We start from the raw sequence: 13,285 nt of genomic DNA, 5'->3' as shown, positions 1-13,285 counted from the left end.
CTGGTGGGACGGCTGGGTGCCGTCCCACCAGCGGAGGGGGTTATCCGATCGCGTAGGCGCGGCGGATGGTCTGGGTCACGGTGTCGCCGTTGCCGTCGGTGGCGGTCGCGCGCAGCGACACGTGCCCGGCGGCGTTCGGGTTGGCGACGCGTGCCGTCCAGCCTGCGCGGTTGGCCTTCACGGGGACGGCGGTCCAGGTGACGCCGTCATCGGTGGAGGTCTCCAGGCGGAGGTCCCGCACGGTGGCGTCGGCGGCGCCGGGGTTGCGTTCGGTCCAGATCGGGAGCGTGGTGGTGGATCCTGGCTTGGCGCGGTTGAGGTCGTCGAGCCCTTCGGGGGCGAAGCGGACCGCGGTGAGGGGGAGCGCCTGCGCCTTGGCGGTGCGCTCGGAGCGGAACTTCCAGGTCGCCTCGACGGAGGTGGACAAGACGGAGGCGCGGGTGCCGGTCGCGGTCAGCGTGTACGTGGCCGCCTCGGCAGGGAGCGTGGCCCCCAACGTGCACCGGTCCGGATCCAGCAGGTCGCACCCCGTGTAGTCCTTCCTGGCGAGCACCTGGTCGCCCTTGGCGAGCGTGATGGCGACGGCAGCGTCGGCGTCCGTGCCGATCCGGTTCCTGCTCCCGTCGGAGAACAGCCTGGTGGCGTTGAAGGTCAGCACGTCGCCCTCGCGCCGGCCGCCGGTGGTGGCGAACGACGGGCCGCTCACCGCGGCGTTCCACGTCTCGCGCGTGTGACCGGGGTCGATGCGCCTGCCCGTGTCCTCCAGGCCGGTGCTGCCGGACTCGACGGTGGTCCGCCAGGTGAATCCGGGCGTCCGGTACTGGATCAGCGTGCCCGGCATCGGGAGGTCCTCCGTCAGGGTGCCCAGCGACCACCAGTCGCCCGGCAGCCGGTAGGCCAGGTACTGATTGCCGGTCGTGGCCGTACCGGAGCCCTTGTAGGTGGTGGTCACCTTGGCAAGGTCCTTGGTTCTGGCCGCGTAGGTGGGGTCCTCGGGGATCCCCCCGGTCCGCCGGTCGACGAGGTCGTAGCGGTAGGGGCTCGGTGTCGCGTCCCGCTTGTGCCAGAGGGACCTGGTCTGCAGGGTCAGCCCTGGTTGCTTCGTCGGGATGAGGTAGAACTTGTCCGGCGTCCGCCCGAAGGCGAGCCAGCCGCCGATCCACGAGCCGTGGGACAGGATGAGCTCGAACTCGTTCGCGGGGGCCGCCGTGGGCTCGTCGACCGAGACCTTGACCTGGTTGCCGAGCCGGGCGTCGACGTTCACCTCCACGCCCTGGGCGACCTTCACCGGCTGGTGGGCGGTGGTCAAGTAGGGCGACTCGTAGACGGTCAGGTGCAGGTACCACTCGCCTGCCGGGAGCCGGACGCCGCCCGAACCTCCCTCGACGAACGCCATGCGCTCGTCGCCCGAGGCGTTGTAAACATAGCCGAGAGCTCCGGTGGGAGCGCCGCTTCTGCCGACGACCTTGATGGGCACGTCGTACGACTCGGGCTCGACGTAGGCGGTGGCGACGGTGCGGACGGTCTGGTCGCCGGCCTTGGCGGTGATGACGCCGGGGTGGTCGCCGGGTGCCCTGCCGTCGGCGTCGATCGTGACGGTGACCGTGGTGCTGCCCTTGGCGGGGATCTCGACGCGCTGGGTGGAGAGGCGCAGCACCTCGCCTTCGACGGTGAGGTCGAGGGCGACCGGGGCGTCCCCGGAGTTGGTGTAGGTGACCTCGCGGGTCACCTCGCTTTCGGCCGGTCCGCCGTACGGGAAGGCGGCGTGGAGGTTGGCCGGGTCGGCCACGACCTGCTGGGCCACGGCGCGAACGAGGTCGACGCGTCCGGCGCCCTGGTCGAAGACCGTGGCGTCGGGCTGGGGGGCGGCGCTGCCGGTGAGGGCGGCCTTGAGCTGCCGGCCGGTCCAGTCCGGGTGCTGCTGGGCGAGGATCGCCGCCGCCCCGGCCACGTGCGGTGCCGCCATGGAAGTGCCGGAGTAAGCGACGTGCGGGCCGTCGGCCGTGCCCTTGGCGGCCGCCGCCGTGATGTCCACTCCGGGTGCGGTCACGTCCGGCTTGATCGCGTAGTCGTAGGCCCGCGGGCCCCGGCTGGAGAAGTCGGCCATCTTGTCGGTCTTGTCGACCGCGCCGACCGTCAGCGCCGCGTCGGCGGTGCCCGGACTGGTGATGCCCGCCTTCCCGTTGTTGCCCGCCGCGACGACGAACAGGGCGCCGGTCTGCTCCGACAGCGTGTTGACGGCCTGTTCGACCGGGTCGACGCCAGGGGTGTCGGGTCCGCCCAGGCTCATATTGATGATCTTCGCCTTGACCTCGGCCGCCGCCCACTGCATGCCCGCCAGCAGCGCGGATTCGGTGAATCCCTGGGTGCCGAGCTTGCCGACGGCCAGCTTGGCGCCGGGCGCCACGCCTCGGTACCGCTCGTCGGCTCCCGCGATGGTGGCGGCCACGTGGGTGCCGTGGCCACGATTGTCGGTCGTATCCGGTTCGTCGGAGAAGTTTTGTGCCTGGGTGACCACGCCCTGGAGGTCGGGGTGGTCGGCGTCGTAGCCCGAGTCGAGCACCGCCACGGTGACGCCCGCGCCGGTGAGGCCCTGCTCCCACGCCTGCGGTGCGCCGATCTGCCGGACGCTCTGGTCGAGGGTGAACGAGCGTTTCCCGTCGAGCCAGATCTTCGACTTGCCCGACGCGAGGGTCTTGGCGCCGCCGACCACGTTCTTCCAGGTCGCCGCGGCGTCGGCCTTCGGGACCGTCATGGTGGCCAGGCCCAGCCCGGCCAGTGGCCTGACCTGCTGCGCGCCGCTGAGCGTGGCCGCCTCCCCTGAGGCGGACTGGACGATCAGCGGGATCGCGGGCTGTCGCGCGTCCCCGTAGCTCCACTTCAGGAGCTGGGTGACGTTGAACAGCCGCTCGTCGAGCAGCCCCTGCGCCAGCAGCGGCAGGGCGTCGGACGGCACGACGTGCAGATCCCCGTCACGCCTGGACACGTTGAACGACACCTCGCGCCGGGTGCCCGGCTCGACGTGGTAGCCGCCGCCGGTGAGGGTGACCCGGTCACCGGTCAGCAGGGTCACCGTCCCCGAAGCGGGCGCATCGGCCTCGACCGCCGCCCCGGCGGCCGGCGCGGCGCCGGTGAGGGCGCCCGCGCCCATTGAGACCGCCATCGCGGCGGCGAGGACACCATTGCGTAATCTCATGCGTTCTCCCCGTGTACGCTTTCGACACCGAGGCCCGGCTGCGGGCTGTGACGCCCGGCCGACGACACAGCCTGAACGGGCACGCCTGGCACCATAATACGTTTAACGGAGCATGGTCAACTCTCCCGCCCCGCCGCGGTGAACACACGTCAGGTCCGCCCGCCGATCGGCGGCAACCCCCCACACGCCATCCGAACTCCCTCTAAAGTGATCCGGTCAAGATCAAGGAGAGAGCACCATGAAGCAGACGACCGCGTTACGAGCCGGCGGCTCGGCGCTTGTGCTGGCGCTGGTGGGAGGTGCCGTGCCGGTCGCCCTCGCACCCGCCGCGCTCGCCGAGGGGAAGGCGACGCTCGGGCCGTACGGCTACGGGAACCTGAAGCTCGGCATGACCGCCACGAAAGCCAAGGCGACCGGGAGAATCGTCCACAAACCTGACGGCGACTCCGCCCGGTGCACGGGGTGGGACCTCAAGGAGAACCCGTACGACGAGTACCGGGTGGGGATGTACATCTCCAAGAAGCACGGTGTGGCCATGATCGTCGCACCTCCCGGACTCAAGACGCCTCAGGGCATCAGCCTCGGGTCCACCAACGCCCAACTGAAGGCCGCCTACCCCAACCTGCGGCGCGGCCCGGGTGGCTACCCCGCCGCCACCGTGCCGGGCAACAAGAAGGCGTTCTACCTCTTCTACGTGTCGTCCAAGAACAAGGTCGACGGGATGAGCCTGGTCCTGGCCAAGCAGGACTGCGTCCGTTACTAGCGTCGTCCGTTACTGGCGTCCGTCGCCGGGACCGCGTGCCCCGCCGCGTTGTTCCGTCCGGTCCCGCCCCCGACGGAACCGGACGCCCACGAATCCTCGGACGGCGGTCGTGCTACCTCAGGGCCGTCACCGGGAGAAGGCGGCGCGGTGGGCGACGGCCCACTGGTGGAAGGTCCGCGGCGGGGTCCCGGTCACCTCCTCCACGGTCGGATAGATCTGGGACTCGTCGAGGGTTCCCGCGCCGTAGAAGCTGAGGAACGCGTGGATGTACTTCTCCGGCATGTGCTGGCCGGCCATGTCGGCCCGGGCCTCCTCGTCGGAGAGCGCGTGGAAGCGCAGGTCACGCCCGAGCACCTCGGCCAGCACGGCCAGCCGCTGCGCGGGCAGCAGCCGTTCGGGGCCGCTCAGCGGGTGCACGCGTCCCTCGTGGCCGGGATCCAGCAGGGCGCGTACGGCCACGGCCGCGATGTCGTACGGATCGACGGAGGCGATCGGCACGTCACCGAAGGCGTCGCGCACGACGTCGCCCGCGCGCAGTTGCGGCAGCCAGCGCAACGCGTTGGACATGAGCGCGTTGGGCCGCAGGAACGTCCAGGCCAGCCCGGACTCGCGGACGGCCGTCTCCGAGTCGATCATGTACTCCGAGACCGCGTTGCGGGTGTCGGTGGCGACCGTGGCCAGGCTGGACAGCAGCACCACCCGTTCCACCCCGGCCTGCCGCATCCGGGCGAGCAGCCCCGGCATGTCCCGGTAGCCGGGCAGCAGGAACACCCCGCGTACGCCGTGGAGGGCGGCGTCGAGCGACTCCGGCCGGTCGAGGTCGCCGACGACCTGCTCCACCGGCAGGTCGGCGGGCCGGCGCACCAGCGCGCGCGCCTTCTCCCCTGCGCGGACGAGCGCCTGGACGACCTCGCCGCCGGCGTTGCCGGTGGCTCCGGTGACGAGGATCATCGCAGCGTCCTGCCGAAGTGCGCTGCCGCGGTGTCGACGGCGATGGTGACCTGGGGCTCGGTGTCGTAGAAGTCGAACTGGGTGCCCTGCGTCCAGTAGATGTCGTTGGGGCCGGCGAGCCCGGCGTGGAAGCGGCGGGCGCCGTCCGGGATGGCGGCGTCCTCGCTGTGCACGATCAGGGTGGGCTGGGTGATCTGCGGAGCCAGGGCGATGGAGTCGTAGGTGAGCCAGTCGGGCCAGGCCATGACGGCGTACCTGTTGGGCCAGGCGGGGATGCCGCCGCGGGCCGGGTTGAGGTAGAAGTCGATGTCGTACGGCATGGCCGCGCGCGGGTCGCTGCCGGAGACGACCGGCACGTAGTCGATCTCGCCCGTCTCATCGTAGCGCGACCGAGCCTCCCGCCCGATCTTGATCTTCTCGGCGACCGCCTCGGCGCCGCCGTAGGCGTCCTCGCAGATGGCGGGGTCGTGCAGCCACGGGGCGACCAGGGCCAGCGACTTGACGCGGGGGTCGTGGGCGGTGTTGTCGGCCATGTACATCGCCGCCGCGCAGATGCCCAGCGCGCCCAGCCGGTCGCCGTCGACCGCGGGATGATCGGCCAGGAAGGTCAGCGCGTTGTGGATGTCGCGCACCTTCCGCACCGGCGACTCCACGTCCCGCGGCGCGCCCCCGGACTCGCCGAACCCGGTGAAGTCGAACGACAGGGCCGCGTAGCCGCGCTGGGCCAGGCGCCTGGCGTAGCGGTCGGCCATCAGCTCCTTGACGCTGGTCCAGGTGCCCGCCACCACCACACCCGGGGCCCGCTCCCGCCCCTCGGGCAGGTACAGGTCGCCGGTGAGGGTCACGCCGTCGCTGTCGAAGGTGACCTTGTTCATGCGTACTCCAGAGTTGCCTTGGTGATCAAACCGTCGGTGACGTCGAAGCTGTAGTTGGCGCGGAAACCGCCCACGCCGCCGGGCTGGAAGCGGACCAGCATCGTGGTGCCGCCCGCCCGCGGGGTGTGCTCGATCAGCGTGTAGACGCCGCCGATGACCTCGTTCTCCGCCCAGCGGCGGATCGCGTCCCGGCCGCGGATCTCCCTGCCGACGTCGACGACCAGGCCATCGGGTGCGAAGGCGTCGGCGACCGCGCCGGCGTTCCTGGCGGCCGCCGCGCCGATGATCGTCCGCGTTCTCACGGCATGAGTCCCCGGTTGCCGTCGCCCCAGGTCGCGGTCATCACCACGCCGGTGATCCGCCAGCCGTCGCCGGTGCGTACGAGGTCGAAGCGGTAGGTGCCGCCCAGCGTCCACAACGAGCCGCCGTACGGCTCGGCCTTGCGGTGCGTGGCCTGGAAGGACGCGGTGCACACCGCGGTGTCGCCGTCGATGGCGACCAGATGGTTGCCCAGCAGGTGCTGGGTGGCCGCGAAGCCGCCGAGCACGCTCTGCCAGGCGGCCACGATCTGCGCCGGGGTGAGGGTGGCGGGCTCGCCGCCGTTGAGGCTGGTGTAGTCGAGGGTCACCTCGTCGGCGAACACCGAGCCGAGACGGTCCCATTCGCGCTGGTCGGCGTGCCAGGCCAGGCGCGTGCAGGTGTCGATGACGTCCAAACGATCCATGCGCCACAGCATGGCGGCCCGCAACGGTGCCAGGCAGGTGGAGGAGTTGCAGACCCGGTTGCAGCATCATGCAACGCCCCCGCGCAGCCGCCCCCGCATCATGCAACGTGCCCGCGCCGATCACGGCTCGGGCGGGGACCGATGACTTCTTCGATCCCGGGGAGTCGACACGGTGGAGACACGAGAAACGTCCTGAGGAGAGGAACCGTCATGCCCGCGATCGATCTGGAGTCCGCCGCCCGTGAAGTGGTACGCCTGCTGGACGGCGTGACCGAGGACCGGATGGACGACCCGACGCCGTGCGCCGGCACCTCGGTCGCCGGGTTGCTCGACCATGTGATGGGTCTGACACTGGCGTTCACCTGGGCGGCCAGGAAGTCCGTACCGGACGGGGACGGCCCGCGGCCGGGGATCGGGACCGCGCGGCTCGACCCGCACTGGCGCGCGCTGCTCCCGCGGCGGCTCGACGACCTGGTGGCGGCCTGGCGCGACCCGGCCGCCTGGGAGGGGACGACCGAGGCCGGCGGCGTGAGGTTGCCGGCCGAGCAGATGGCCGTGGTGGCGCTGGACGAACTCGTCCTGCACGGCTGGGACCTGGCCCGCGCGACCGGCCAGTCGTTCGCGTGCAGCCCGGCCGACACGGAGGCCGTCCTCGCGTTCACCACCGCGGCGGCGCGTCCGGAGCAGGCCGCAGGGAGGGAAGGGCTCTTCGGGCCGGTGGTCGAGGTGCCCGAGAGCGCCCCGGCGTTCGACCGCGCGCTCGGCCTCGCCGGACGCGACCCCGCGTGGACGCCGGAATCGGCGTGAGGCGGCGCCGCCCGTCAGCCGAGTAGGAGAAGCCGGAGTTCAGGGCTGACACGCAGGCGGGCAGGGCGACGGTGGCCGATTGCCGAAGTGACCGGTTCGCTACAGCTCCGAGGAGACGCTGAGCCGATTGCCGTCCGGATCGCCGAACTCGAAGTAGTCCACCGCGCCCTCAGCCGGCTCAAGATCCGGGCCGCCCAGGTCGAAAACCTGCCCGTACCACTCCATCGCACGCGCCAGATCGCTTACCGGGAGCTCGATCGTCACACCCGCAATCTCCATATCGAACATCCTGCCAAACCCGCTGGCAGGCCCGTGGCCGTTATCTGGCTTCTATTGCTGATTCATGAGCCTAATTCCAGGTATGTGCACATCTCTGAGGAATCGCCAGATCTCACTAATCACGATATTGAGGTCCTTGTCTGCTGTGGCTTCGTGTGATCTGGCCTCATGGGATCCCAGTAATCATGCATGATGGCGACATGCCACCCAATTCCGCGATCAGGCAGGCCAAGCGCCGCCGTATCGCCAGCTACGGGACTTTAATGGTGGTGACCGCCATCGCGGCCGCCGTACTGGTCGCCCCCAACATCTCTCTGGGGGAGTCCACCGTGACCGACCCGCAATGGACGGGGCAATATGTCGCGGAGTGGCGTCGCGGGGCCGTTCTCGGCTACACCTCCGGTAGCGCCGTCGGACATGTGTGCGCGCTGCTCGCCGGCCTGCTGGTCGCGCGGTGGAGCGTGCGCAGGGCGCGCCGAGCCGATCTCGCCACGGCGCTGCTCGCCGGTGCGGGGCTGGGGGCGACCGAACTGGCGGTGTCGTCGTGGCTGGCGACACCTCTCCTGTACGAGCGCTCGGGTTTCCCCGGGACGGGGGATCCGGCGGAAGACTGGATCATCGACCCGAGCCTGCACCACCACGTCAGCGTCTTCGCCGCCATGGCGCTGGTCTTCGTCATGTTCCTGGTCGCCGCCGGCGCCGGGTTCTGGATGGCTCGCCGGGCGAGGTGGCTCAGAGCGGCCCTGACCACGGTGTTCGTGGTCGTCGTTCCTGTCGCCCTCTTCTTCGTGACGGTCGTGGCGCTGGTCCCGCTCCCTCGGGTCGGGTCCGGCTGAGCGGTGTACGGACACTCCGTACAGGTTCATGAACGGCTCGCGCGGGCATCACCTCCCCGAAGTATCTCTATGTGGTCATATAGCTACCGAGGGTAGGAAGCGATGGCGATGGACACGCCCCGACGGATCGTCCTGATGCGTCATGCCAAGGCCGACTGGAACGACGGGGCCGACCACGAGCGGCCCCTGGCCGACCGCGGCCGCAAGGACGCGCCCACCGCGGGACGATGGCTGGCCGGATCGGGCATCAACCTGGACCTCGCACTCGTCACCACCGCCGCACGCGGGCGGGAGACCTGGAAGCTGGTGGCGGCCGAACTGCCGCGGCGTCCCAGGACCGTCTACGACGAACGGCTGTACGAGGCCGACCTGGGCGAGCTGATCGCCCTGATCAACGAGACCCCCGACGACGTCGGCGACCTCGTCGTGCTCGGCGGCAACCCCGGCATCGGCCGACGCCCTGGCCGGCGAGGCGGAGGGCGACCTGCCGGCCAGGATGAACCGGTACGGCTTCCCCACCGCCGCGATCGCGGTCCTGACCTTCACCGGGTCCTGGAAGGCCGTGGAGCACGGTACGGCCGAACTGGTCGCCTTCTGGGCCCTGCACTCCTGATCGGCCAAAGGCCGCCGGCGGCCACCCGGCCTGCCCTTCTGGCGGTCGCCCGCGGGCTCACCTCGGCGGGCGCGTCCCACGCAGCCGGGTCATCCCGAGGACGAGGAGCAAGCACGGCGGGATCACCAGCACGAGTGCCGCCGCGCCCATGAGGACGGCGTGGTTCCCGGCCAGGGCCGCCAGCGGCCCGGTGACCGCCTGACCGAACGGCATGAGGCCGAACGTGGCGAGCCAGGCCAGCGAGGTGACCCGTCCGATCAACTGGTCGGGCACTTCCCGATACATCGCGACGTCCCAGCAGAGGGCATAGGTCTCCACGCCGAAGCCGGCCACGAGGTAGCAGCAGAAGAGCACCCAGACCGAAGGGGCGTACAGCAGGCCGAGAGGCACGAGGGCATACGACGCCATCGAGCACATGGCCACGATCCCCGGGCGGCGCGGCTGCCACGCCATCATCGTGACGCTGCTGACCAGCCCACCGGCGCCGTAGCACGCCAGGGCCGTACCGTACGCCGCGTCGGACCCGAACGCGTCCCGGCTCAGCACGGGCAGCAGCACCTGGCTGGGCGCGATCACGAACATGAGGCTGACCGGGGAGAACAGGAGCAGGCCCGCCAGCCACGGCCGGCGGGCGGCGTCGGAGACTCCCGCCATCGCCTCCTTGAGCAGGGAACGGCGGGCGACCGGCGTCCACGACGGCTCCGCGACCCGCCGGAAGGCGAGTGCGCCGGCCGCGAACAACAGCGCTGCCAGCACGAAGGCGAGGGCCACGCTGCCGCCCGCGAGCAGCGTGCCGGTCACCGGGCCGGCGATCACCCCGGTCCGGGTGCAGATGTTGACCAGGGCGCGGCCGGACACCCGCCGGCCTTCGTCGAGCGTCCCGGCCAGGATGGCGTTCAGGGCGGGCCGGATGAACGCCTCCGCCGCGCCGACTGCGAACAGGACGACGGCCAGCAGCCACACCACAGGGCTGCGGCCGGCCACGACGATGGGGACGCCCGCCGCGACGGCGTCCACGGCGAGCATGACGGTCAGGATCCGCCGTCGCGGCAGGCGATCGGACCAGACTCCTCCGACCAGGAGCAGGCACAACGAAGCGATGCCCTTGGCCGCGAGCACGACACCGACCGCGCCCGCATCACCCCCGGCGCTGAGCACCGAGACGGTGACGGCGACCGCGAGGACCTGCTCGCCCATCACGAACGCGATCTGCGCCAACGCGATCAGCCGGAAGGCGGGGTCTCGCAGCGCCGTCACATTGACGCGGAACGGCACGAGCCGCACGAGGTCAGCCCTTCGCCTTTCCCCGGTACGAGCCGCACGAGGTCAGCCCTCCGCTTTCTCCGGGTACGGGTCGCACGAGGTCAGCCCTCCGCTTTCTCCGGGTACGGGTCGCGCGAGGTCGGCCCTCTGCCTTCCCTGGCTCGGCGCACGCGCCCGACCAGCGTCGACACGCAGGCCGGCGGCCAGGCGTAACCGCGACTCGCCCGGCTCCAGCACCTCGACCACCGCCATCGCGCGAGCACCCCTTTCCGCTCGACCGCCCCGCCCCTCCACGATCGCCCCTGGGCCCCGCGCGTGGCACCCTCTCATCGCCCACAGCGGAACGTCTTCGCCCACGGCGCAAGCGCGCAGCCCTCACCGGCACTCGAAACCCGACGTCCGACTCAAGCGCCGACAAGCATCAGGATTTCGGCCATCAGGATTTTGACCAAGAAGAAAGCGGCGCCGGTGCATGCTGAGCGGGCCTGGTCAGGCGCCGGCGTGTAGATAGGCCGCCCAGAGTGAAGGTAGGGCGGGGTATCTGTTGCGGGTGGCTCGGATGGCTTGGTTGGTCAGAGCCAGGGCGGCGGCGTCGGCGGCGAGCCCGGCGGTGCCCCTCAGCGCGTAGTGCTGGTCGCTCGGCCGTAGGTGGCGCGGGGCCACGTCCGGCAGGAGCCGCACCGCCCCCTCCAGGATCGCCGCGGCACGGCCCGGTTCGGACCGACCCGCCAACGCCGCCGCCTCGACCGCGGCGCTGACCCGTGCGGAAGGAGCGGCAGAGGTGGATCCGGCCGCCGCCTCGTACGCCGCGACCGCCGCTGCCCGGTCGGCCGGGTCAGGCGCGTGGGCGGCGCGCGCCCGCAGCAGCCGCGCCAGGTCGTGCAGGACTCGGCCGCGATGGGGGTCGTCCGAGGGCGTGGTGTCGAGGGCGGCCCGCAGATGGCCTATCGCGGCGTCCAGGTCCTTGGCGGCCCGCGTCCGCGCGTGTCGGGCCAGCAACGCCGCGCCCAGGCCGGCCAGGCGTCCAGGACGGCTCTTGTGCCCTGACGGGGTGGCCTGCACGGCGGTCTCGGCGAGCTTGACCGCCTCGTTCACGTCGGCCAGCGCGCCCGCCTGCTCGAACCGCAGGCGCAGCGCGAGAGCGAGCTGGTGCAGTCTGTCGCCACGATCGGCATGGTCCCCGGGGGTCGCGTCCACCGCGGCCCGGCACGCCACGACGGCGTCGTCGAGGTCGGTCACGGCACCGGTCCGCTCGAAGCGCAGGCGTAGCCGCGCGCCCAACTCGGACCGGAAGGCCGTGCGGGTCCTCTCGTCGCCGGCCAGCCGCAGGGCCGTCCGCTGGTGCTCGACGGCGGCGTCGACGTCCGTCGGCGAGCCGGTGGCCACGGACCGGGCGGCCAGCGCGCCCGACAGCACGGTCAGGTGCTCCGCCTGCTCGGGCCCCTCGGGGCACCCGTCCACCGCACGCCGGGCCAGCTCGACGGCCTGGTCGAGGTCGGCCGGCGCCCCGCGCAGTTCGAACCGGTGATGGAACCTGCGGGCCAGTGTCTGCAGGGACTTCCGGTGCTCCGGGCCGCCCGCCGAAGCGAGAGCGAGCACGTCGTGGCCGAGGCGGATGCCCTCGTCGAGGTCGGCGGCCGTGCCGGTGCCCTCGCAGCGATGGGTCAGCGCCGTGGCGAGCGTTTCCAGGTAGCGGGCCCGCTTCACGCGGTCGTCCGGAGTGACGTTGGTGGCGTCGGTGGCGTCGACGGCGGACCGGGCCGTCGCCACGGCTGGGGTGAGGTCCGCGACGCCCACCGGTCTGCTCGTACCGCGTCGCGTAGAAGGTGCTGAGCAGGTGGAGCCGGTCCGCCCGCCGGGGATCGTCGGGGGAGAGGGTCGCCACCAGACCCTCCAGCGTCTCGATCGCGGCGCTCAGCGGGGCGATCGAGACGGTGTGCTCGTAGTTCGCCCACTGCGCCAGCGCCAGCAGGAGGACCGCCTGATGCCGGCCCGCGTGGCCGGGCCGCGGCGCGTGCACGATCCGCCGGGCGATGTCCGGCAACATGGCCGTGAGAGCCTGGTCATCCGACGCCCGCGCGCGTGCCAGCAGCCTGGTGGCCACCGGTTGTGCCAGCTCCGCGCAGGACGCCGGGATCGGGTCGGGTATCGGCAGCTCGGTGGATGCCCGCCACGGCCGGGCCGTGGTGCCGCGCCGCGTGCCCGTACACTCCGAGCACGTCACCGGTCGCCATGATCGCCTGGTGCAGCGCGTCGAGCGGGTCCTTCACGTCGTGCCCGGCCCTGGCACTCGCCACCACCCGGTCGACCAGCCCGCCGGACGCGCCCAGGTCGGCCCGGATCCGATCGCCCTGCTCGCAGACGAGCGCCAACCCGTCCTGCCATGGTTCGGATGCCGCTTCAGAGCCCATCGCGTCTCCCTCGCGCAGGACGCCGCCTTTACCAGTGCCATGCTCGCGCATGCACCGGGCGTGAGGGAGTGATTTCAGCGGAGATATCGCAGGCGCTCTCCAGCACCACGGCGCGGTTGCACCGCCTTCAGGATCTGTAAGTCCCGGCGCGTGTCTTGAAATTCTGGGACGCTGAATACTTGTATGGGTGCTATTGCTACTTATGTGCTGTATGGGGTAAATGATGTTCTATGATGGAACGTGACGACAAAACCGGCGATCTCGAGCTCGATCGACTGATCTCGGAGTTTCAGGCCAACTCCGCGGAATTCTCTGATGTGATCCGCCGGGTGGAGGACGTCGTCGGAGAGGCGGAGAGCAAGGACGGCAACATCAGGGTGCGGGTTTCGTCGTCGGGGCAGTTGGTCGGATTACACATCGATCCGAGGGCAATGAAGATCGGGTCGCAGGAATTGTCCGAGGTGATCGTGGAGTTGTCACAGACGGCCACCGAGGATGCGGCGCGCCGGCTCATGGAGGTGACGCGGCCCTACCTCGAAAACGGACGGTAGGCGGCCGGGACAGGCA

Annotated in this window: 14 protein-coding genes; 5 read left to right on the top strand and 9 right to left on the bottom strand. The window is 71.1% G+C overall.

Annotated elements, in window-relative coordinates:
• Positions 1–40: 40 nt before the first annotated feature.
• Positions 41–3,196, bottom strand: a complete 3,156-nt coding sequence (locus ABD844_RS39835; protein ID WP_344890272.1) for a S8 family serine peptidase — start codon at positions 3,194–3,196, stop codon at positions 41–43.
• 238 nt (positions 3,197–3,434) lie between these two features.
• On the opposite strand from ABD844_RS39835, the gene ABD844_RS39830 reads away from it, so the two are divergent.
• Positions 3,435–3,959, top strand: a complete 525-nt coding sequence (locus ABD844_RS39830; RefSeq protein WP_344890269.1) for a hypothetical protein — start codon at positions 3,435–3,437, stop codon at positions 3,957–3,959.
• A 126-nt stretch (positions 3,960–4,085) separates the two neighbouring features.
• Here ABD844_RS39830 and ABD844_RS39825 read toward each other — a convergent pair whose 3' ends face one another.
• From ABD844_RS39825 to ABD844_RS39810, 4 genes are read right to left on the bottom strand one after another with little or no spacing between them, the layout of a single operon-like run.
• Positions 4,086–4,910 carry an NAD(P)H-binding protein gene (locus ABD844_RS39825; protein ID WP_344890266.1) on the bottom strand — a complete coding sequence of 275 codons (825 nt, stop codon included), beginning with the start codon at positions 4,908–4,910 and terminating at the stop codon, positions 4,086–4,088.
• On the bottom strand, positions 4,907–5,785 hold the full coding sequence (locus ABD844_RS39820) for an alpha/beta hydrolase (protein WP_344890263.1): 879 nt from the start codon (positions 5,783–5,785) through the stop codon (positions 4,907–4,909). The genes ABD844_RS39825 and ABD844_RS39820 overlap by 4 nt, the downstream gene beginning before the upstream one ends.
• Entirely contained in the window at positions 5,782–6,087 is a 306-nt protein-coding gene (locus tag ABD844_RS39815; RefSeq protein ID WP_344890260.1) for a hypothetical protein, read from the bottom strand. Before ABD844_RS39815 ends, ABD844_RS39820 begins: the two co-directional genes overlap by 4 nt.
• Positions 6,084–6,509, bottom strand: a complete 426-nt coding sequence (locus ABD844_RS39810; protein WP_344890257.1) for a nuclear transport factor 2 family protein — start codon at positions 6,507–6,509, stop codon at positions 6,084–6,086. The genes ABD844_RS39815 and ABD844_RS39810 overlap by 4 nt, the downstream gene beginning before the upstream one ends.
• A 210-nt stretch (positions 6,510–6,719) precedes the next feature.
• Between ABD844_RS39810 and ABD844_RS39805 the strand changes: the two genes are divergently transcribed.
• Positions 6,720–7,316 carry a TIGR03086 family metal-binding protein gene (locus ABD844_RS39805; protein WP_344890254.1) on the top strand — a complete coding sequence of 199 codons (597 nt, stop codon included), beginning with the start codon at positions 6,720–6,722 and terminating at the stop codon, positions 7,314–7,316.
• A gap of 99 nt (positions 7,317–7,415) precedes the next feature.
• Here ABD844_RS39805 and ABD844_RS39800 read toward each other — a convergent pair whose 3' ends face one another.
• Complete coding sequence (locus ABD844_RS39800) at positions 7,416–7,580, bottom strand: VOC family protein (RefSeq protein ID WP_344890251.1); 165 nt, start codon at positions 7,578–7,580, stop codon at positions 7,416–7,418.
• A 215-nt stretch (positions 7,581–7,795) separates the two neighbouring features.
• Here ABD844_RS39800 and ABD844_RS39795 point away from each other — a divergent pair, with 215 nt between their 5' ends.
• On the top strand, positions 7,796–8,431 hold the full coding sequence (locus ABD844_RS39795; protein WP_344890248.1) for a hypothetical protein: 636 nt from the start codon (positions 7,796–7,798) through the stop codon (positions 8,429–8,431).
• Between the two features lie 108 nt (positions 8,432–8,539).
• On the top strand, positions 8,540–9,196 hold the full coding sequence (locus ABD844_RS39790) for a SixA phosphatase family protein (RefSeq protein WP_344890245.1): 657 nt from the start codon (positions 8,540–8,542) through the stop codon (positions 9,194–9,196).
• Here ABD844_RS39790 and ABD844_RS39785 read toward each other — a convergent pair.
• The 3 genes from ABD844_RS39785 to ABD844_RS39775 form a co-directional block, all read right to left on the bottom strand.
• Positions 9,102–10,328: an MFS transporter gene (locus ABD844_RS39785; protein WP_344890242.1), complete on the bottom strand. Its 1,227-nt coding sequence runs from the start codon at positions 10,326–10,328 to the stop codon at positions 9,102–9,104. The genes ABD844_RS39790 and ABD844_RS39785 overlap by 95 nt on opposite strands.
• A gap of 468 nt (positions 10,329–10,796) precedes the next feature.
• Positions 10,797–12,104 (bottom strand): hypothetical protein, encoded by a 1,308-nt coding sequence (locus ABD844_RS39780; RefSeq protein ID WP_344890239.1) that lies wholly within the window; start codon positions 12,102–12,104, stop codon positions 10,797–10,799.
• Positions 12,105–12,370: 266 nt separating this feature from the next.
• Positions 12,371–12,718, bottom strand: a complete 348-nt coding sequence (locus ABD844_RS39775; RefSeq protein ID WP_344890236.1) for a hypothetical protein — start codon at positions 12,716–12,718, stop codon at positions 12,371–12,373.
• A gap of 230 nt (positions 12,719–12,948) precedes the next feature.
• Here ABD844_RS39775 and ABD844_RS39770 point away from each other — a divergent pair, with 230 nt between their 5' ends.
• Entirely contained in the window at positions 12,949–13,269 is a 321-nt protein-coding gene (locus ABD844_RS39770) for a YbaB/EbfC family nucleoid-associated protein (RefSeq protein WP_344890233.1), read from the top strand.
• Positions 13,270–13,285 lie beyond the last annotated feature (16 nt).

Source organism: Nonomuraea antimicrobica (assembly GCF_039536965.1).
Lineage (GTDB): Bacteria > Actinomycetota > Actinomycetes > Streptosporangiales > Streptosporangiaceae > Nonomuraea > Nonomuraea antimicrobica.
This window is presented reverse-complemented; position numbering and strand designations above follow the sequence as displayed.